General features: G+C 74.5%; 26 protein-coding genes. 17 read left to right on the top strand and 9 right to left on the bottom strand.

The genetic code is table 11. From position 1 onward, the window contains the following. The first annotated feature begins 70 nt into the window (after window positions 1-70). Both WHI96_RS24565 and WHI96_RS24560 read left to right on the top strand, forming a co-directional pair. On the top strand, window positions 71-988 hold the full coding sequence (locus WHI96_RS24565; RefSeq protein ID WP_345643255.1) for an alpha/beta hydrolase: 918 nt from the start codon (window positions 71-73) through the stop codon (window positions 986-988). A gap of 20 nt (window positions 989-1,008) precedes the next feature. Further along, entirely contained in the window at window positions 1,009-1,617 is a 609-nt protein-coding gene (locus tag WHI96_RS24560; RefSeq protein ID WP_345643258.1) for a class I SAM-dependent methyltransferase, read from the top strand. Here the strand turns inward: WHI96_RS24560 and WHI96_RS24555 are convergent. Beyond that, window positions 1,607-2,458 carry an alpha/beta fold hydrolase gene (locus tag WHI96_RS24555; RefSeq protein WP_345643261.1) on the bottom strand — a complete coding sequence of 284 codons (852 nt, stop codon included), beginning with the start codon at window positions 2,456-2,458 and terminating at the stop codon, window positions 1,607-1,609. The two genes, WHI96_RS24560 and WHI96_RS24555, sit on opposite strands and share 11 nt — an antisense overlap. Window positions 2,459-2,515: 57 nt before the next feature. On the opposite strand from WHI96_RS24555, the gene WHI96_RS24550 reads away from it, so the two are divergent. The 4 genes from WHI96_RS24550 to WHI96_RS24535 all read left to right on the top strand — a co-directional run bounded on the left by WHI96_RS24550 (window position 2,516) and on the right by WHI96_RS24535 (window position 5,247). Continuing rightward, window positions 2,516-2,986, top strand: a complete 471-nt coding sequence (locus WHI96_RS24550) for a MarR family winged helix-turn-helix transcriptional regulator (RefSeq protein WP_345643264.1) — start codon at window positions 2,516-2,518, stop codon at window positions 2,984-2,986. A 65-nt stretch (window positions 2,987-3,051) separates the two neighbouring features. After that, the gene (locus tag WHI96_RS24545) at window positions 3,052-3,939 is read left to right on the top strand and encodes an alpha/beta fold hydrolase (protein WP_345643268.1); all 888 of its coding nucleotides are present in this window, start codon (window positions 3,052-3,054) and stop codon (window positions 3,937-3,939) included. A 1-nt stretch (window position 3,940) separates the two neighbouring features. Then, the gene (locus WHI96_RS24540) at window positions 3,941-4,951 is read left to right on the top strand and encodes a TIGR03617 family F420-dependent LLM class oxidoreductase (RefSeq protein ID WP_345643271.1); all 1,011 of its coding nucleotides are present in this window, start codon (window positions 3,941-3,943) and stop codon (window positions 4,949-4,951) included. Then, a complete protein-coding gene (locus tag WHI96_RS24535) occupies window positions 4,948-5,247 on the top strand; it encodes a hypothetical protein (RefSeq protein ID WP_345643274.1) in 300 nt (99 codons plus the stop codon). The genes WHI96_RS24540 and WHI96_RS24535 overlap by 4 nt, the downstream gene beginning before the upstream one ends. Before the next feature lie 74 nt (window positions 5,248-5,321). On the opposite strand, the gene WHI96_RS24530 is transcribed toward WHI96_RS24535, so the two are convergent. The 7 genes from WHI96_RS24530 to WHI96_RS24500 form a co-directional block, all read right to left on the bottom strand. Continuing rightward, window positions 5,322-5,726, bottom strand: a complete 405-nt coding sequence (locus WHI96_RS24530; RefSeq protein ID WP_345643277.1) for a transglycosylase family protein — start codon at window positions 5,724-5,726, stop codon at window positions 5,322-5,324. A gap of 376 nt (window positions 5,727-6,102) precedes the next feature. Next, window positions 6,103-6,486: a hypothetical protein gene (locus WHI96_RS24525; RefSeq protein ID WP_345643279.1), complete on the bottom strand. Its 384-nt coding sequence runs from the start codon at window positions 6,484-6,486 to the stop codon at window positions 6,103-6,105. 14 nt (window positions 6,487-6,500) lie between these two features. Continuing rightward, the gene (locus tag WHI96_RS24520) at window positions 6,501-7,133 is read right to left on the bottom strand and encodes a class I SAM-dependent DNA methyltransferase (protein ID WP_345643282.1); all 633 of its coding nucleotides are present in this window, start codon (window positions 7,131-7,133) and stop codon (window positions 6,501-6,503) included. 31 nt (window positions 7,134-7,164) lie between these two features. Beyond that, a complete protein-coding gene (locus WHI96_RS24515) occupies window positions 7,165-7,572 on the bottom strand; it encodes a hypothetical protein (protein ID WP_345643285.1) in 408 nt (135 codons plus the stop codon). After that, window positions 7,559-8,008, bottom strand: a complete 450-nt coding sequence (locus WHI96_RS24510; RefSeq protein WP_345643287.1) for a DUF1707 SHOCT-like domain-containing protein — start codon at window positions 8,006-8,008, stop codon at window positions 7,559-7,561. Before WHI96_RS24510 ends, WHI96_RS24515 begins: the two co-directional genes overlap by 14 nt. 53 nt (window positions 8,009-8,061) lie before the next feature. Further along, the gene (locus WHI96_RS24505) at window positions 8,062-8,592 is read right to left on the bottom strand and encodes a PadR family transcriptional regulator (protein WP_345643290.1); all 531 of its coding nucleotides are present in this window, start codon (window positions 8,590-8,592) and stop codon (window positions 8,062-8,064) included. Between the two features lie 17 nt (window positions 8,593-8,609). Continuing rightward, a complete protein-coding gene (locus WHI96_RS24500; RefSeq protein WP_345643293.1) occupies window positions 8,610-9,722 on the bottom strand; it encodes a hypothetical protein in 1,113 nt (370 codons plus the stop codon). A 259-nt stretch (window positions 9,723-9,981) separates the two neighbouring features. Between WHI96_RS24500 and WHI96_RS24495 the strand changes: the two genes are divergently transcribed. The 11 genes from WHI96_RS24495 to WHI96_RS24445 all read left to right on the top strand — a co-directional run bounded on the left by WHI96_RS24495 (window position 9,982) and on the right by WHI96_RS24445 (window position 16,906). Further along, window positions 9,982-11,007 (top strand): NAD(P)-dependent alcohol dehydrogenase, encoded by a 1,026-nt coding sequence (locus tag WHI96_RS24495; RefSeq protein WP_345643327.1) that lies wholly within the window; start codon window positions 9,982-9,984, stop codon window positions 11,005-11,007. 105 nt (window positions 11,008-11,112) lie between these two features. Beyond that, window positions 11,113-11,439 (top strand): putative quinol monooxygenase, encoded by a 327-nt coding sequence (locus WHI96_RS24490; protein WP_345643296.1) that lies wholly within the window; start codon window positions 11,113-11,115, stop codon window positions 11,437-11,439. 323 nt (window positions 11,440-11,762) lie between these two features. After that, the gene (locus tag WHI96_RS24485) at window positions 11,763-12,308 is read left to right on the top strand and encodes a L,D-transpeptidase (RefSeq protein ID WP_345643299.1); all 546 of its coding nucleotides are present in this window, start codon (window positions 11,763-11,765) and stop codon (window positions 12,306-12,308) included. Window positions 12,309-12,414: 106 nt separating this feature from the next. After that, window positions 12,415-13,230: a class I SAM-dependent methyltransferase gene (locus WHI96_RS24480; RefSeq protein WP_345643302.1), complete on the top strand. Its 816-nt coding sequence runs from the start codon at window positions 12,415-12,417 to the stop codon at window positions 13,228-13,230. 109 nt (window positions 13,231-13,339) lie between these two features. Continuing rightward, window positions 13,340-13,813, top strand: a complete 474-nt coding sequence (locus WHI96_RS24475) for a hypothetical protein (protein WP_345643305.1) — start codon at window positions 13,340-13,342, stop codon at window positions 13,811-13,813. Between the two features lie 279 nt (window positions 13,814-14,092). Continuing rightward, the gene (locus tag WHI96_RS24470; protein ID WP_345643308.1) at window positions 14,093-14,557 is read left to right on the top strand and encodes an Asp23/Gls24 family envelope stress response protein; all 465 of its coding nucleotides are present in this window, start codon (window positions 14,093-14,095) and stop codon (window positions 14,555-14,557) included. Continuing rightward, entirely contained in the window at window positions 14,554-14,955 is a 402-nt protein-coding gene (locus WHI96_RS24465; protein ID WP_345643312.1) for a hypothetical protein, read from the top strand. Before WHI96_RS24470 ends, WHI96_RS24465 begins: the two co-directional genes overlap by 4 nt. Before the next feature lie 67 nt (window positions 14,956-15,022). Next, window positions 15,023-15,235, top strand: coding sequence for a hypothetical protein (locus WHI96_RS24460; protein WP_345643330.1), 213 nt, complete (start codon window positions 15,023-15,025; stop codon window positions 15,233-15,235). A gap of 5 nt (window positions 15,236-15,240) precedes the next feature. Next, complete coding sequence (locus tag WHI96_RS24455) at window positions 15,241-15,765, top strand: Asp23/Gls24 family envelope stress response protein (protein ID WP_345643315.1); 525 nt, start codon at window positions 15,241-15,243, stop codon at window positions 15,763-15,765. Further along, window positions 15,762-16,307 carry a DUF6286 domain-containing protein gene (locus WHI96_RS24450; RefSeq protein ID WP_345643318.1) on the top strand — a complete coding sequence of 182 codons (546 nt, stop codon included), beginning with the start codon at window positions 15,762-15,764 and terminating at the stop codon, window positions 16,305-16,307. The genes WHI96_RS24455 and WHI96_RS24450 overlap by 4 nt, the downstream gene beginning before the upstream one ends. After that, window positions 16,307-16,906 (top strand): Asp23/Gls24 family envelope stress response protein, encoded by a 600-nt coding sequence (locus tag WHI96_RS24445; RefSeq protein WP_345643320.1) that lies wholly within the window; start codon window positions 16,307-16,309, stop codon window positions 16,904-16,906. Before WHI96_RS24450 ends, WHI96_RS24445 begins: the two co-directional genes overlap by 1 nt. Before the next feature lie 68 nt (window positions 16,907-16,974). Here the strand turns inward: WHI96_RS24445 and WHI96_RS24440 are convergent, their stop codons facing one another. Then, window positions 16,975-17,865 carry a DUF8692 domain-containing protein gene (locus WHI96_RS24440; protein WP_349302450.1) on the bottom strand — a complete coding sequence of 297 codons (891 nt, stop codon included), beginning with the start codon at window positions 17,863-17,865 and terminating at the stop codon, window positions 16,975-16,977. Window positions 17,866-17,954: the final 89 nt, after the last annotated feature.

The raw sequence follows: 17,954 nt of genomic DNA, 5'->3' as shown, positions 1-17,954 counted from the left end.
GCAGCCCCTGCAGACGGTGCGAGGTCCTCAGAAGGTGTGCGAGGTCGGCCCGCACCGGCAGGATCGGGTCGTGAGCACCGACCGGATCGCCGCCGAGCTGCGTCGCCCCCTGCGGTGGGTACCCCCGATCCCGCTGCACCGCCCCCGGCTGCTGCGCCTGCTGCAGCGGCTGTCCCGGCGCGGCAGGCCCGCCGCCGTCGACGGGGTCCGGTCCACCACCCACCCGGGCCCGCCGCTGCTGCGCGTGCACGTCCCCGACCACCGCACGACCCCCGCGGCGCTGCTGTGGTTCCACGGAGGCGGCCTCGTACTGGGCTCCCCCATGATCGACGACGTGCGGTGCGGCGAGCTCGCCGCGGACCTGGGGATCGTCGTCGTCTCGGTGGACTACCGGCTCGCGCCCGGTGACCCGTTCCCGGCCGCGCTCGACGACGGCCACGCCGGCTGGACCTGGCTGCGCGACGCCGCCGACCGGCTGGAGGTCGACCCGGCGCGGATCGCCGTCGGCGGGGCGAGCGCCGGGGGCTGCCTGGCCGCCGCGCTGGTCCAGCGCCTGCACGACGAGGGCGGACCGCAGCCGGTGGCGCAGTGGCTGGTCTACCCGATGCTCGACGACCGCACCGCCGCCCGTCGCGAGCTCGACCGGCCCCCGCACCGGGTGTGGAACAACCGCAACAACGAGGTCGGCTGGCGCGCCTACCTGGGGCGCCCGCCCGGGACCGGCGAGCCCGCCCCGTACGCGGTGCCCGCCCGTCGCGCCGACCTGTCCGGGCTGCCGCGCACGTGGATCGGCGTCGGCGACGTCGACCTGTTCCACGACGAGGACCTCACCTACGCGCGGCGGCTGCGGGAGGCCGGGGTGCCGGTCGAGCTCGACGTCGTCCCCGGTGCCCCGCACGGCTTCGACGGCTGGGGCAAGGGCGTCGCGCTCGCCGACGACTTCACCGGGCGCTCGGTCGCCTGGTTGCGCGGCACGCTCGGCGGCTGATCACCCGGCCAGGTCCGACGATGAGCGATTTCCCCGACGGCTTCGTCGACCGCGCCGACCCGGTCGACGACCGCGGGTTCTACCTGCCCCCGCGCTTCGTCCAGCACATCGACGAGGGCGCGATCGCCGCCGCGTCGGCGTTCGACGGCGAGATCGGCACCTCCGGACGGGTGCTGGACCTGATGTCGTCATGGGTGTCGCACCTGCCGCGGCGCGCGGAGCACCTGACCGTGCTGGGCATGAACCGGGCCGAGCTCGCGGCCGACGAGATGGCCCACGAGGCCGTCCGGCACGACCTCAACGCCGACCCGGTGCTCCCGTTCGCCGACGCGGCGTTCGACGCCTGCGTCTGCACCGTCTCGGTCGACTACCTGGCCGACCCGGTCGCGGTGTTCGCCGAGGTGGGCCGGGTGCTGGTGCCCGGCGGTGTGTTCGCCGCCACGTTCTCGAACCGCTGCTTCCCGACCAAGGCGGTCCGCGGCTGGCTCGCCTCCGACGACGCGACCCGGGTCGGGATCGTCGCCGAGTACTTCCGGCGCAGCGGCGCGTTCGACACCCCCGCGGCCCGCGACTGCGGCGCGCCCGGGGCCCCGCTCCACGCGGTGTGGGCGCGCACCCCTACCGGCTGACGAAGTCCAGCACCGCCTGCTCGAACTCCCGCGGGCGCTCCATGTTCGGGTAGTGCGCGGTCCCCCCGATCTCGCCGCGGGTGCCGTCCGGGACGGCGGCGACCGCGTCGGCGACGATCCGCCGGTGGTCGTCGGAGTCGAGGGCGCCGACGAGCCCGAGCAGCGGCACCGGGAACGCGCCGGCGCGCTCCACGGCGTCGTCGAGGAAACCGATCGGGCCCGGGGGCGCGGCCGGGTCCGCGGGCAGGTGGTGGGACAGCAGGTCGACCGCCATCAGCCGGATCTCGGCCAGGACGGCCGGGTCCACGTCGGCCTCCGTGCGGAACGGGCCGGGCACGAACTCCAGGAACACCCGGACCCAGCGCTCGGCGTCGAGGTCCAGGCGCGCCTGCTCCCAGCGCGCCATGGTGTCGACCGTCCACGGGTCGGTCCACACCGGCTCGCCCGCGCCGGCGCCGCACAGCACGACCCGGTCGACGAGGTCCGGGCGTTCCAGCGCGGTGTCGAACGCGACCCGCGCCCCCATCGACAGCCCGACGAGCACGACCGGCCCGGCGTCGAGGTGCTCCAGCAGGGCGGCGAGGTCGGCGTGCGGCCGGTAGCCCTGCGGCCCGGGCGTGGACGACGCGCCGTGCCCGCGGGCGTCCGGCACCACGACCCGGTGCCGGGCGGACAGCGGCCCGATCTGGCGCGACCACATCCGTCCGTCGACGGCGCCGCCGTGCAGCAGCACCAGCGGCGGGCGACCGTCCGGGTGCGGGCCGGTGTCGCGGTAGGCGATCCGGCCGCCCTCCACGGGCAGAAACGTCGGGACGGTGACCTGGGCGAGGGCGAGCGTCATGACAACCAAGGTGTCATGACGCGGGCGAGATGACAACCCAGGTGTCATACTCGGGGCGTGCCCGACGTCGACGACACCGCCGAGAAGCTGGCCGAGGTCTACGTGCTCGTGGGCCCCCTCTACCGGCGGGTGCTGCGCGAGGTCGAGGAGTCCGCGCCGGACAACCGGGTCTCCGCGGGCGTGCGCGCGGTGCTCGACCAGCTCCGGCGGCACGGCCCGATGACCGTGCCCGGGATCGGGCGGTCGCAGTCGCTCAGCCGCCAGTTCGTGCAGCGGATGGTCGACGACGCGCTGGCCGCCGGGCTCGTCGAGCGGGCGGACAACCCGCGGCACCGGCGGTCCCCCCTGATCGTGCCGACGGCGGCCGGCCGCGCGGTGATCGACGACGTCGTCGGGCGGGAGCACGCGCGGCTGCGCGCGGTCGCCGGGCACCTCGACCCCGCCGACGTCGACGCGACGCTGCGGGTCCTCGCCGCGATGGTCGCCGACCTGACCGAGATCGAACCGGAGATCGAACCCGGGAATTGACCCCCTCGGCCCGGTGGCGCACGATCCGACCCGGATCGACCCCTCACCACTGGCGGTGCGCACGCATGTCCGACACGTTCACCTTCTCCGGCCGTGACGGCGCCGCCGTCACCGCCTACCGCCGGCTCCCCGCGGCCGCGGGCGGCCCGGTGCGCGGGATCGTCCAGATCACCCACGGCATGGGCGAGCACGCCCTGCGCTACGTCGCCCTCGCCGGCGCGCTGACCGCCCGGGGCTTCGCCGTGTACGCCCAGGACCACCGCGGTCACGGCGCCACCGCGGGCGGGGCCGAGAACTTCGGCGTCCTCGGCGACGACGGCTGGGGGCAGCTGGTCAGCGACATCGGGCTGCTGTCCGCGCACGCCCGCGCCGAGCACCCGGGTACCCCGCTGGTGCTGCTCGGTCACAGCATGGGCTCGTTCGCCGTGCAGCAGTTCCTCGTCGCCGACGGCACGCCGCCGGACGCGGTCGTGCTGTCCGGCACCGCGTTGCTCGACCTGATGGAGCAGGGCCTGGACCTGTCCGCGCCGCTGGACCTGTCGTCGTTCAACGCGCCGTTCGAGCAGCGCACCGGTTTCGAGTGGCTCAGCCGCGACCCCGCGCAGGTCGACGCCTACGTCGCCGACGCCCGCTGCGGCTTCGGCCTCGACCTGCCCGGCACGCAGGCGATGTTCGCCGCCGCCCGGCCGCTCGGCGAGGTCGCCACGCTCAAGCGGATCGCGGGCGGGCTGCCGGTGTACGTCGTCGTCGGGGACGAGGACCCGGTCAACGCCGGGCTGGCCCTGGTGCGGCCGCTGGCCGAGCGCTACGCCGAGGCCGGGCTGCACGACGTCACGCTGAAGATCTGGCCGGGTGCCCGGCACGAGGTGTTCAACGAGACCAACCGCGAGGAGATCGTCGCGGACCTGCTGTCCTGGCTCGACCGCGTCGTCCCCGGGCAGCGGGGCGCCTGAGTTGCGCGTCGACACCACCGGCGGCTTCTCCGCCTCCCCGCTCGAGACCGAGGCGGCGGCCGTCGCCGCGGAGGCCGAGGGCTACGACGCCCTGTCGGTCCCCGAGACCTCGCACGACGCGTTCGTGTCGCTGGCACTGGCCGCGCGGGCGACCAGCCGGATCCGGCTGCAGTCGGCGATCGCGGTCGCCTTCGCCCGCAACCCGATGACGCTGGCCTACCAGGCCAACGACGTGCAGCTGCTCTCCGGCGGCCGGTTCGACCTGGGGCTCGGCTCGCAGGTCCGCCCGCACATCGAGCGCCGGTTCGGGATGCCGTGGAGCCGCCCCGCGGCCCGGATGGAGGACTTCGTCTCCGCCCTGCGGGCGATCTTCGACGCCTGGGCCACCGGGGACCGGCTGCACCACCGCGGCGAGTTCTACTCCCACACCCTGATGACCGAGTTCTTCTCGCCGGGGCCGAACCCGCACGGGGTCCCGCCGGTGATGCTGGCCGCGGTCGGCGAGCGGATGACCGAGGTCGCGGGCCGGGTCACCGACGGCCTGCTGGCGCACTCGCTGACCTCGCCGTCGTACCTGGCGGAGGTGACGCTGCCCGCGCTGCGCCGCGGACGCGGCCGCGACGACCTCACCGGCTTCGACGTCTGCCTGCCGGTGTTCGCGGTGCTCGGCGCCGACGCCGACGCCCGGGCCGTCGCCGAGGCCGGGGTGCGCCGCCAGATCGCCTTCTACGCCTCCACCCCGCCGTACGAGCCGGTACTGGAGCACCACGGCCGCGGCGCGCTCGCCGACGAGCTCAACGGGCTGTCGCGCCGGCAGGCCTGGGACGAGATGGCCGGCCTGGTCGACGACGACCTGCTGGCCCTGTTCGCCGTCGCGGGTGACCCGGCCGGGGTGGCGTCCGGGATCGCGGACCGCTACCGCGGCCTCGTCGACCGGGTCTCGCTCAACACCCCCTACGACGCCGACCCGGCCCTGGTGCTCGACGTCGTCACCCGGCTGCGCGCGGCGTGACGCACCCGGAGGTCCGGGAGGGGGTCCGCGCGGTCTGCTCCGGGTTCGGGGCGGGGTACCGGCGCACCTGCGACCGCGAGCACCGCTTGCCGCAGGGGTGCCACGACGCGGGCGAGGCGTACGGCGAGCAGGCCGACACCGCGACGTTCCCGGCCACCGAGGCCGCGTTCTTCGCCGCGGCCGGTGCAGACCCTCGGCCGGTCCGGCTACGCCACCGGGTACGAGGTGGCCGCCACTTCACCGAGGCCCGCCTGACGCGCCGGGCCCCGCTGCCGCCGGGCAAGGCTCTCCGGTGATCACGGATCGGGCACCCGACGAGTCGCAGGACGACGTGGTCGGTGCCCGATCCGTGATCACGACGGGTCGCGTACTACCGCAGGCCCAGCTTCTTGGAGCAGGCCGGCCACGCCTTCCAGCCCTGGGCGTCCAGGACGTTCTCGGCGACGCGGATCTGCTCGGACTTGCTGGCGTTGTGCGCCTTGCCCGACCCGCCGAAGGCCTTCCAGGTGGACTGCGTGAACTGCAGGCCGCCGGAGAAGCCGTTGCCGGTGTTGGTGTTCCAGTTCCCGCTGGACTCGCACTCGGCGAGCTTCTCCCACGTGGAGGTCGCGACGGACTGCGTGGGGGCCACGGCCGCCGCGGGAGCGACCGGGGCCGAGGTCTCGGGGGCGGCCGTCGCGGGCCCTGCCAGGGCGAGCGGAGCGCCGAACGCCAGGACACCGGCGACGAGAGTTCCGACGAAACGCCCACGGATGGACATGCGCGTGCTGCTCATTGTTGATCACCTGAGGTCCGGACCCACGGCTTTCCGGGCGGGCCGGTCGCGCGGGGAGCGCTGTGCCGGTGTCGTCGCGAGGGGACTCGCGGCCCGCGGCCCCGTCTCGGTCCGTGCAGGTCGACTGGCCGGGGACCGCGGGACGGGGCCGTGGTGGCGTGGCGGTTCCGGCACTTCGGTGCATGCCCGGCCCGTGTGGACCGGAGCGACCACGAAGGTCGCCGACCGGCCGAGATCAGGTCAAGCGGACGCCCGGTGACGTATCACACGCAGATAACGGCCGGGAACATCGTCGCAGCTCAGGAACCTGTTTCCGCGATCACGGAACCGGCAGGGAACGCACCGATGCTTTCGATCCGGAGATGTTCCACCGGTCTCAGCGGCGCGACGCGCCCTCGGCCCGGCGCAGGGTGAACACCGCGATCCGCACGACCATCGCGTCGAGCAGCAGCCCGCCGAACGCCCATGCGTCGAGCCAGGCGGTCCAGTTCACCCCCTGCGCGACGGCGAGGAGCCCGGGCACGAGGAAGAGGGCGACGCCGAGCCCGCCGGCGACGGCACAGGCGAGCAGCGCCGGGCCGTCGGCCCGGCGCAGCAGCAGGAGCAGCGACACGACGGCGGCCGCGGCGACGAGCCCGTCCAGCCCGGCCAGGACCGGCCCCGTGGCGCCGAACGCGAGCCGGACGTGCACGGCGGCCGAGAGCACCAGCAGCACGGTCAGGATCCGGCGCCCGGTCACCGGGCCGCGGTCGTCGCTCATGGGTCCATCCTCACCTACCGCACCCGCAGCACCAGGAGGCGGCAGTCGACCTGCTGCCCGGACCGGTAGGGCGCGACCTCGATCGAGACGGCCTCGAACACGTCGGCGGCGGCGAGCCGGTCGACCTCGGCGCGGTAGCCCCCGGACTCCCAGACGTCGTCGAGGACGGTCGCGACGAGGTACCCGCCCGGTCGCACGACCCGGGTGAACTCCGCCAGCGCCGAGGGTCCGACGTGGGCGTGGGTGAGCGTCCCGACGCAGACGACGACGTCGTAGGAGTCGTCGGGCAGCGCCAGCGCGGCGGTGAGGTCGGCCTCGCGCAGGTCCCGGTACGCGCCGGTGGCGCGGGCCCGCTCCAGCATCCCGGTCGACAGGTCGATCCCGTCGACGGTGGTCGCGCCGCGCTCGCGGAGCGCGACGCCGACCAGCCCGGTGCCGCAGCCGGCGTCGAGGATCTCCCCGCCGGGGCCCGCGGCCGCGACGACGGCGTCCGCGGTGACCGCGGGCGCGACGTAGCCCTGGGTCTCGCCGGCGAGGTCGGCGTCGTAGGTGGGGGCCCACTCGTCGTAGAGCGCCCGGGCGTCGGCCGGGCCGCTCAGCGAGTAGGCGCGTTCCAGGTGGGGGTCGCCCCCGGTGCTCGTGGCCATCGCCCGATCATGGTGGACGGCCCGCGGGCTGTCATGCGCGCCCGAGCAGCCCCCGGCGCGGCGGGTCGGCGGCGAGCAGCGAGAGCGCGCACAGCGCACCCCAGCCGGCGGCGACCATGGTCGCCTTCTCCCGGGCGTCGCGGTCGGGGAGCTGCGAGCCCAGCACCACGAGGTCGACGACGTCGGCGCCGACCCGCACCGCGATGGCGGCCTTGAGCGGGGTGCCGGCCGGGGCCAGCGCCATGGCCAGGCCGGACGCGAGGTCGCGCCCGCCGACCGCCCGCGCGAGGAGCGTGGTCCCCGCGGACGGCGTCCGGCCGCCGCCGGACAGCTTCGTCGGCGACAGCAGCACGTCCGGCTTCGCGGCGACGGCCGCGCCGTAGGCGGCGGTGGCGGCGCCCAGCAGGCGGGGGATCCAGGTCAGGTCACGACGGGGCATGTACCCGGTGTACCCGTTCCGCGCCGGTTCTCGCCCGCCCGCACGGACCGGCGACCGAGCGGCCGGTGAGCGTGCCGAGCGCGAGCACCGCACCCCACGGCCCGATCACCCAGATCGGCCAGAAGTAGCCGCCGCCCCCGCCGAGCGCGACGGCGGCCCAGATCGTCACCACGATCACCGCGGTCAGCGCCCACGGCCCCCAGGTCGCGGCCAGGACGGTCCGGCGGACCCGGCGCTCGCGCTCCGGGTCGGCGGGACGCGGCAGCCGGGGCAGGTCCGCCTCGACGGCGGCGAGCTCGGACGCCGTGCGCGCCGCGGTCACCTGCCCGCTGCGGGTGGAGAACTCGGCGAGGTCGAGCCGCCCGTCCCCCACGTGCCTGCCGAGCCGTTCCAGTGCGCGCTCCCGCTCGGCGTCACCGATCCGTACGTCCACCATGACCTCCCTTATCGGATACCGAGACTATCCGCTATCCGTGACGGAGGTGCAAGTCAGAGCTCGTCGAGGAACGCCAGCGCCGCCTCCGCCGAGGTGCGCCGCCAGGCGGCCAGCATCCGGTCGAACTCGTCGGCGCCGCCGCCCCCCGCCCGTCCGGCCCGGTCCTGCTCGGCCCGCAGCGCCGCGACGATCGGGGCCAGCTCGCGACGCTGGGCGTCGACCAGCGCGGTCGCGTCCCGGCCGTGCCGGTGCAGCACCGCCAGCTTCAGCAGGAACTCCGAGCGCAGGTCCCGCACGTGCGGGACCGGGGTGCCCAGCCAGGCGTCGACGTGGCCGCGACCGGTGGGGGTCGCGGCGTAGAGGGTGCGGGGCGGGCCGCCCTTCGTCTCGACGGCCTCGGCGGTGATCAGGCCGGCGTCGACCAGCCTGCCGATCGCGCGGTAGACGACCGGGCGCGGGATCTGCCAGACCCGGCCCAGCTCGCCGTCGGCGGCGGTGAGCGCGGCGACGGCGAAACCGTGCACCGGACGCTCGCCGGCCACGGCCAGCACCACCCATTCGGCGAGTCCCAGCCGCGGAAGCATCGGGCCAGCGTAGGGCCTCAGCGGTTGACGGCCGCCCCGTTGCCCTCGTCCCAGGAGAAGCCGCGGTCGTAGAGGAAGCGCAGCTCCGCGTCGCTCTCCAGCACCAGACGCTGCCCGTCGCCGGTCAGCTCCACCCGACCGTCGGGCCGGGGCGTCCAGGTCAGCTCGGCGCTCCGGACGGCGGGCTCGACCAGGGAGGTGGCCCCGGACTGCGGCGCGTTCCACTCGACGCGGATCGTCCGGTCCCCGACGGGCCGCCACGTCCCCCGGACGACGGTGCTGTCGGCGAGCCGGAGCGAGATCCCGGCCGAGCCGGACTGCGGGTAGCCGGGGATCGGGATCGACGGGCCGACGTAGGTCCACTGCCCGACGGCGACGTGCTGCCAGCGCCGGTCGTCGGCGAGCCGCGCGGCCGGGGCCGTCGGGTCCTCCACCACCCGGTAGACCCCGGCGAGCGCGACGTCGGAACGCTGGAACGGCGGCTGGACCTGCTGGAACAGCACCCCCATCGCCGCGATCAGCACCAGCCCGAGCGCCGGCACGAGCCACCGGGTCACCCGGCGGACCCGCGGCCACGGCAGCAGCCGCGGGGACCCCTCGGTCGCCGCCGTCGGACGACCGGCCAGGAACCGGACCACCCGCGGCAGCTCGGGGGCCGCGACGAGCGCGAACCCGACCGTCAGGGCGAGGGCGAACTGCTTGACCGGCACGTCGTAGGTCATGTTCAGCAGGAAGACGGTGCCGAGCGCGCCGGTCCCGAGCAGGCCGCCGATCCAGGCCGTGCGCCGGAACACCAGCAGCAGCACGACGACGAGCTCGGCGAACCCGGCGAGGAACTGGATCACCGGGGAGTAGGCCATGAGCCCCCACAGCAGGCCCATCGGGCTCTTCTCACCGGTCATGACGAGCGCGTCGGCGTAGTCGGCCCGGCCCATCTGGGACAGATTGAGCTTGGACCAGACGTAGGCCTGCATGAGCAGGATCAGGGCGAACCGCAGCAGCGCGTGCAGCGCCCAGCCCACCCGGTTCCACCACGGTCGCGGCGCGGGCCCCGGCGCTGTCGCCGTCGCGGCGGCACCGCCCACACCGTCCTCCCGCCGCACCGCGGCGTCCCCCCTCGTCCCGGTCATGGGCCGACGGTAGGACGTCACGGCACGGTCGCGGATCCCCCCTCCGGCCGATCCCCGGCGCGGGTACTCGTTCGCGAGTGGGAGACGTGAACCACATCCCGCAACTGCATTGCGCACAACCATCGCCGGGTAGCCATGTGGCGATGCGGCTGCACGACGGCCGCCCGTCCCCGCCGCGGCACCGGAGCCCGGCCACGCGAACCACGGCGTCCACATGCGACGCCGACCAGGAGGAAACGTGCCCACGACCGTGCCCGCCATGACCACCGCCGGCCCGAACAAGCCGTTCGAGCGCGGGACCGTGACCCGTCGCGACCCCAAGCCGCACGACGTCGTCATCGACATCCGGTACGCCGGGATCTGCCACTCCGACATCCACCAGGCCCGCGACGAGTGGGGCGAGGGCATCTACCCGATGGTCCCCGGCCACGAGATCGCCGGCGTCGTCTCCGCGGTCGGCGACGAGGTGACCCGCTACGCCGTGGGCGACACCGTCGGCGTCGGCTGCTTCGTCGACTCCTGCCGCGAGTGCGAGAACTGCCGGGCCGGCGAGGAGCAGTACTGCCTCACGGGCGAGGTGCAGACCTACAACGCGAAGGAGTACGACGGCGAGCCCACCTACGGCGGCTACTCCACGCAGATCGTCGTCGACGAGAACTACGTGCTGCGCATCCCCGAGGGCGTCGCGCTCGACGTCGCCGCGCCGCTGCTCTGCGCCGGCATCACGCTCTACTCCCCGCTCCACCACTGGGGCGCGGGCCCCGGCACCCAGGTCGCCATCGTCGGCATGGGCGGCCTCGGCCACATGGGCGTGAAGATCGCCAAGGCGATGGGCGCGGAGGTGACGGTCCTGTCCCGCACGCTGTCCAAGCAGGAGGACGGCAAGCGACTCGGGGCCGCGCACTACTACGCGACCGAGGACGAGGCCACCTTCACCGAGCTGGCCGGGTCCTTCGACCTGATCGTCAACACCGTCGCCGCGGTGATCCCGGTCGACGACTACCTCGGCCTGCTGAAGCTCGACGGCTCGATGGTCAACGTCGGCGTGCCCGAGGAGAAGCTGTCCTACCACGGGTTCTCGCTGGTCGCGGGCCGCAGGAGCCTGTCCGGCTCGAAGATCGGTGGCATCCGCGAGACCCAGGAGATGCTGGACTTCTGTGCCGAGCACGGCCTCGGCGCCGACGTCGAGACCATCTCCTGCGACCAGGTCGACGAGGCCTGGGAGCGGGTCGTGCAGGGCGACGTGCGCTACCGCTTCGTGATCGACACCGCGACCTTCGCCTGAGGGCCGTCACGCCCCGCGGCGTCGCACTTCGAGACGCCCGCGGGGCGGCGATCCGTGGAACGATCCCCGGCGACGTTCCCGACCAGAAGTGAACCGGAGGCTCACGTGATCCTCATCGTGCTCAAGGCCCAGATCCGCCCGGACAAGCGCGAGGAGTGGCTGTCCGGCATCTCGCAGTACAAGAAGGACGTGAACTCGGAGCCGGGCAACATCTCCTTCGACTACCACGAGAACGTCGAGAAGGAGAACGAGTTCGTGGTCGTGGAGGTCTTCCGGGACAGTGCGGCCGGCGACGCGCACGTCAAGACCGACCACGCGCAGAGGTTCTTCGACTTCATGGGCTCGGTCGTGCCGGAGAAGCCGCTCATCAACTTCCAGAGCGAGGACGGCAAGGACGCCTGGGTCGAGATGGGCGAGGTCACCCCGCACTGACTCCTCCCTCCCGATCCCTCCCGACGATGCCGGCGGCCCCACGGGTCGCCGGCATCGTCGTGTCCACCGGTGCCGCGCAGGTGCCCCGGGCTGCGCCGGACGGATGGAGCCGGGCGGACCGGACATCGGAACCGAGACGGTCCTTCCGGGTGATCGGGACGGGAGCGCACCGCGTCCGGGCCGGTCGGGACCGGGGTGCAGACTGACCGCGCACGGTAGATCTTTTCGTCGCGCAACCTGGGCGCTCCCCCCGCGTCTCCCATGGTGACGGACCGATCACGTGGCGTCGCCGCCCCCGGCGACGCGGACGAACAGGAGCACCCATGGACACCGTCCGGCAGCGGCCCCGCCGCCTCGTCGCACTGGGCCTCGGACTGGCCACCGTCGCGGGTGTCGCCGTCGCCGGGACCGCACTGGCCGGATCCCCCGCCGCCGAGCAGGCCCGCGCGGAGCCGCTCGTCCCGGGCACCCCGTGCTCGGTCACCGCCAAGGCGTGCGTCGACCTGGACTCGCAGAAGTCCTGGCTCATCCAGGACGGCAAGGTCGTCCGCGGCCCGATCGGCATCTCCTCGGGCGGCAACGGCCAGGAGACCCCGGTCGGACACTCGCTGCGCGTCTACCGCAAGGACGCGACGCACAAGAGCGAGGAGTCGCGTCTGCCGAACGGCGACCCCGCCCCGATGCCGTGGTCGGTCTTCTTCAACGACGGCGGCATCGCCTTCCACAGCGGCGACCCGAACCGGTCCTCCGCCGGCTGCATCCACGTGCCGCCGGCCGAGGCCAAGGCGTACTTCGACTACCTGCAGATCGGCGACCAGGTGCAGGTCGTGAAGGCCTCCGAGGAGACTGCGGCGCGCAACGGGAAATGATCACGGCGTCACCGCATCGGGGGTCGCCCGGGCGTCCGGCGTAACGCGGAGGTGGCCGTCCGGCGACACACCGGACGTATCACCCGTCCTTCCCCGGGAGCGCCCGATGGCCGAGAGCCGACCCGCCCGTCGCACGCCGATCGACCACGCACGGCGGATCGCGCGGCTCACCCTGAGCGGCGGCGCGCGTGCCGCCGCGGTCCCGGTGCGCGGCCTGGCCCGGCTCGGCCGCGACGAGCACGACCCGCGCTGGACCGGCCAGACCTGGCTGTGGCAGCCGGGCTGGGGGCGGCGTACGCACGACCGGCTCTACCGCAGCCCGGACCCGTACTCGATCGGACTGTCGGACTACGAGCAGCAGAAGTACGGCACCGTCATGGACGCGCTCGCCGGCCGCGGCTTCGACCGGGTGCTGGAGGTCGGCTGCGGCGAGGGCGACCTGTCGGTCCGCCTCGCCGGGCACACCGCGGCGCTGCTCGGGGTCGACATCTGCTCGGCCGCGGTCCAGCGGGCCGCCGCCCGGGTGCCGTCGGGAACCTTCGTCCGTCGCACGCTCCCGCACGAGATGCCCGAGGGCGACTTCGACCTCATCGTCTGCTCCGACGTCCTCTACTACTGGGAGGCGGTGACGCTGCAGGTCGGCCTGGCCGCCCTGCTGGACCGCCTCCGGCCGGGCGGGATGCTGCTCGCCTACCACTACCGCGGGGCGTTCGGGCAGGCCGGGACCGCCGACCGGGTGCACGAGGCACTCGCCGCCGCGGCGGCCGCCCGCGGGCTGACGGTCCGGGCCCACGAGACCGTCGACGGCGTCGGCCCCGACGGCGCCGGGGCCCGGTTCGACGTCGTCGTCCACCCCGGTGTCGCGGTGCCGTCCCCACGTCGCCCGGAGCCGGGCGTCGCAGCGCGCACACGTCGTTCCTGAGGGGTCGGCTGGGCCGGCCGGCGGTGCGGCCGCTGGACCGTCCGGCCGTTCTCGTCAGGTCGACGTGGACCTTTCGTGAGCGGGCCGTTCCTGGTTACCGTCCGGAGCCATGACGGTCGAAGCCGACGGACCCGCCGGGATGACCGACGCACAACGCGTGGTCACGATCCCCGAGCTGAGCGCACCGAGCTACCTGCAGGCGGTGCTGTCGATCGCCTACCGCGACGAGCGCAACAGCGTCCCGCTCACCGTCGCCACGCCGGCCGGGCTGGTGTTCGGTAACGCCGTACACCCCTCGGCCTGGCTGCGCGGGCTCGGGGACCAGCTGCGCCGGCTCACCGCGGGCGACCCGGGCAACGAGTCCGCGGCGTCGATGGCCGAGATGTTCGACGACATGGCCGACGGCCGCGGCGACGAGCGCCCCGGCCGGGACATCCCGGTGAAGGACATCCACTGGATCTACTTCACCGACGCGCTCGTGGTGCCGACCGCCATCGGCGGGCCGAACTACGCCGAGCCGGCCTGCTGGCAGGTGGCGCTGCGCGACGTCACCGGCTGGACCATCGGCCTCCCGCCCGGCTGAGCACCACCTCCCATGATCATCTGATCGGGTGATCGCACACCGACTGCTCCGGATCCCCCGCGGACGCCTCCCGTCGCAGTTCAGCGGCTCATGCCCAGGTCAGCGACCGGGAGCCCCGTCCGCGGTGTGACGAGGACCACTCGAAGTCGTGCGTGAGGATGCGGCACCTCCGGGCCTCCCATGTGTGTCGAGCGGATCGACGGGGCACAACCGGTACGAACCGGCCCCCGATCCGGACCACTGTGAGGCCCGATACCGGGCCATGACCTGGAGGCGCACATGAGCACCACCGAGACCAAGGCCCCGGCCGTCACCGGCACCCCGTCGGCCCTGCAGTCCGAGCACGGCAGCACCCGCATCGCCGAGACGGTCGTCTCGAAGATCGCCGGCCTGGCGGCCCGCGAGGTCAGCGGCATCCACGCCCTCGGCGGCGGCGCGGCCCGCGCGTTCGGCGCGCTGCGCGAGCGCATCCCGGGTGGCACCACCAACGCCTCGCAGGGCGTGTCGGTCGAGGTCGGCGAGAAGCAGGCCGCCGTCGACATCAACGTCGTCGTCGAGTACGGCGTCTCCATCGCCGACCTGGCGAAGGCCGTGCGCCGCAACGTCATCTCCGCCCTGGAGCGGATGACCGGGCTCGAGGTCGTCGAGGTCAACATCTCGGTCGACGACGTCCACCTGCCGTCCGAGGACGACGGCAGGGACGAGGAGCCGAAGAAGATCGAGTCCACCTCGCGGGTGGCGTGAGCGCCCGGACCGCCGCGGACGGCGACGGGACCGTCGCCACGGGTGCGATCGACACCGACCGGATCGCCGACGCGGTGCTGGGCTGCCCCGGCGTCGCACAGCTCCACGGCGGCCGGTTCGGTGAGATCGCCACCTACCTGCCCGGACGCCGGGTGAGCGGCATCCGCCTGGACCCCACGGCCCCGGCCGTCGAGATCCACGTGGTCGGCCGCTATCCGGCCTCCGTGGCCGAGATCGACCACCAGGTCCGCACCGCGCTGCTCCCGGTCGTCGGGGGCGCGCGGGTGGACGTGGTGGTCGGCGACTACGCCGGCCCCACCGAGTCGACGCCCATCCGGCCGTCGGACTCGGCACCCGCCACCGGCGAGCTCCCGGTCCCTCCCGCGGCCACCCCCTGACCCGCCCGGACGCCCGTCCACATCCCCGGACGTCCGGTACCTCCTCGTCTCGAAGGACGTGACTGTGATGTCCCTGTCCACCAACACCCAGATCGGCCTGATCGCCGGTCTCCTCCTGGCCATCGCCGGCATCGTCGGCGGCTTCGGCGGGTTCGTCCTCGCCCTGATCCTCGGCGCGATCGGCCTCGGCATCGGCCGCTGGCTCGACGGCGACCTCGACCTGTCCGAGCTCTCCGAGCGGTCGGGGCTGTCCGGGCGCGGCCGCGACAAGGTCCGGTGAACCCGGTGAGCACCGTCGAGCCGACGGGGACGGCGACCGGGGACCCGGACACGATCCGGGCCACCCGCCTCGCCCCTCCCCCGCCGGACGACACCCCGACCCGCACGATCGACACCGGCCGCGCCTCCGCAGGCACCGACGGCTCCGGCGGCTCCGGCGGCACGGCCCCCGAGGACCGGGGCCGGGTCGACGTCGCCGACCAGGTCGTGCAGAAGATCGCGCTCGGGGCCCTGGAGGAGACCGAGGGTGTCGGTGGCACCACCGGCACGGTCGGGCGGATGCTCGGCCGCGACGACTCCGGCGGCCACCCCCGCGTCGAGGCCACCGTCTCCGGGCAGTCGACCCGGATCGACGCGCGGATCTCCGTCGCCTACCCGTCCCCGGTGGCCGCGGTCTGTGACCGCGCCCGCGCGCACGTCGTACGGCAGGTCGAGGCGCTGACCGGGTTGTCCGTCGCGCGGGTCGACGTCGTCGTCACCGCGCTCACCGTCCCGGGCGCCGCCCGGCCGGCCGCGAGGGAGCTCGAATGATCCGCCGCCCCCGCAAGTCCCTCGCCGCGGGCATCGTGGCGCTGGTCCTGCTCGCACTCTGCGTCGTCGTCGCCGTCGCCGTCGTGCAGCTGCTCCTCGGACAGCAGCCGATCGTCGACTTCGGCGCGCTGGGCACCTCCGTCGCCGGGTTCACCGGTGCCGACGTACCCGTGCTCGTCGTGTCCGGTCTGGTCGCACTGGTCGGGCTCGTACTCGTCGTGGTCGCCCTGCGGCCGGGCACCCCGACCGTGTTCCCGCTGACCTCGGCGGGCGGTGCCGAGCACCTCGACTCCGGCATCACCCGGCGCAGCCTCGACCGGGCGCTGGCCGACGCCGCCACCGGCGTCGACGGCGTCACCCGGGCGTCGGTGAAGAGCACCGGGCGCCGCGCCGCCGTCACCGCGCACGCCGCGTTCGGCGACCCGAAGGACCTGCGCGACCGGGTCCGCAGCGCGGTCGCGCAGCGGCTCGACGCCGTCGGACCGGCCCGCAGCCCGAAGGTCACGGTGTCCGTGACCGGCACGAAGCAGCAGGAGGCGTGATGGCCGGCGCGACCCCACCGGCCCGGCTCAACCGGAGCCTGCTGTTCCTGATCGGGCTCGTCCTGCTCGCCGCGGGCGTGTTCGGGCTGCTGTTCGGCACCGGCGTCCTGCGCCAGGTGCTCCCCGGGATCGACCCGTCGGTCCCGCTGCTGCCCGCCGGTCTCACGCTGCCCGGATGGGCGCCGTGGGTGACGCTCGCCGTCGCCGTCGTGGTCGGGCTGCTGGCGCTGCGCTGGCTGCTCGCCCAGGCCCGGCGCAGGCCGCGCACCTCGGCGTGGACGCTGCCGTCGGCGCAGGTCGCGGGCCGGGACGCCGGGACGACCCGGATCCACTCCGACCACGCAGCAGACGCACTGGCCGCCGACGTCGAGAGCTACGACGGCGTCCAGCGCGCCGCCGCCGCGCTCGTCGGCGACCGCCGTCGTCCGGAGATCCACCTGGACGTGACCGCGGACGACGGTGCCGACCTCGCCGCGCTGCGCACCCGGATCACCGACCACGCGCTACCGCGCCTGCGGTCCGCACTGGACATCGAGTCCGGGCGCGCCGACCTGGTGCTGCGCCTGGCCGAGGAGAAGGAGCACTCGCGGGTGGGCTGAGCTCCCGACACGCACGAACGACGACGGGGCCCCGGATCACCGGGGCCCCGTCGTCGTGTGCGGGTGGGTCAGCGGGACCGGTCGACGAACCCGGCGCCGGCGATCCGCAGCCCGCTGCCGCCCGCCATGCGGAGCAGCCCGGCCATGGCGATGACCAGGCCGGCCATCTCGAGGGTCTCCTCGGTGCCGGCGAGCACGTTGTAGGTGAAGGACTGCACGTCACCGGTCTGCTCGAACAGGGCCCCGCCGGCCGACTCGAGACCGACCGCGCCGAACAGGAACACCGCCGCACCCGCGACGACGAGCCAGGCGCCCGGCCGGCGCAGCACCATCGGCAGGCACAGCGCCGCGACGACCGCGACGAGCGCCGCGGCCGGGATGATCCAGGCGTAGGTCAGGAAGCCGCTGGTCCCGAACGTGGTGTGGATGATCCAGCCGATCTGCTCGTGGTTGGCGGCGGTCTCGTCCATCGCGACGACCGCGCAGGACAGGCTGAGCAGGATCCAGCGCCACCGCTCGCGGCGCACCGAGTTCGCCGCGATCAGCGCGAGCAGCGCCGCGTTGGTCAGGTGTATCGCGGAGCTGAACCAGGTCGAGATGTTCAGCTCGGTGCCCAGCCGGATCGGGGCCGGGATCTCGAAGCCGGGCCGTCCGATGCCGTAGACGGCGGCGCCGTAGTGCGCCAGCGCCAGCACGGTGACGACGGCGGCGGCGGTGCCGACGACCGGCCCGCGGCGCAGCAGCGCCAGGTGCGGTGCGCCGGGCGCGGCGGCCTGGGCCTCGGGCGACGGCTCCGCGCGGGCCGGGCTCGCGGCCCCGGGCGCCGCCGCGGGCCGCGGACCGGCCCCGGCGTCCTCGGCGCAGCGCGGGATGACGACCGTGGCCGGGTCGTCGTCGGCGCTGTGCGCGCCGCGGCCCCGGGCGCCGTGGCCCTGGGCGAGATGGTCCTGGGCGGTCATGTCCCCTCCTCCTCACCACGCGGCCGGGCGACATCGGCGGACGACGTCGACTCCGACCGCAAGGTGGCTGGAAGGTAAACGAGCGTAGG

The organism is Pseudonocardia tropica (genome assembly GCF_040105315.1).
In the GTDB taxonomy this organism is placed as follows: domain Bacteria; phylum Actinomycetota; class Actinomycetes; order Mycobacteriales; family Pseudonocardiaceae; genus Pseudonocardia; species Pseudonocardia alni.
The sequence above is the reverse complement of the archived record's forward strand: the minus strand, read 5'-3'. Positions and strand labels throughout refer to the sequence as shown.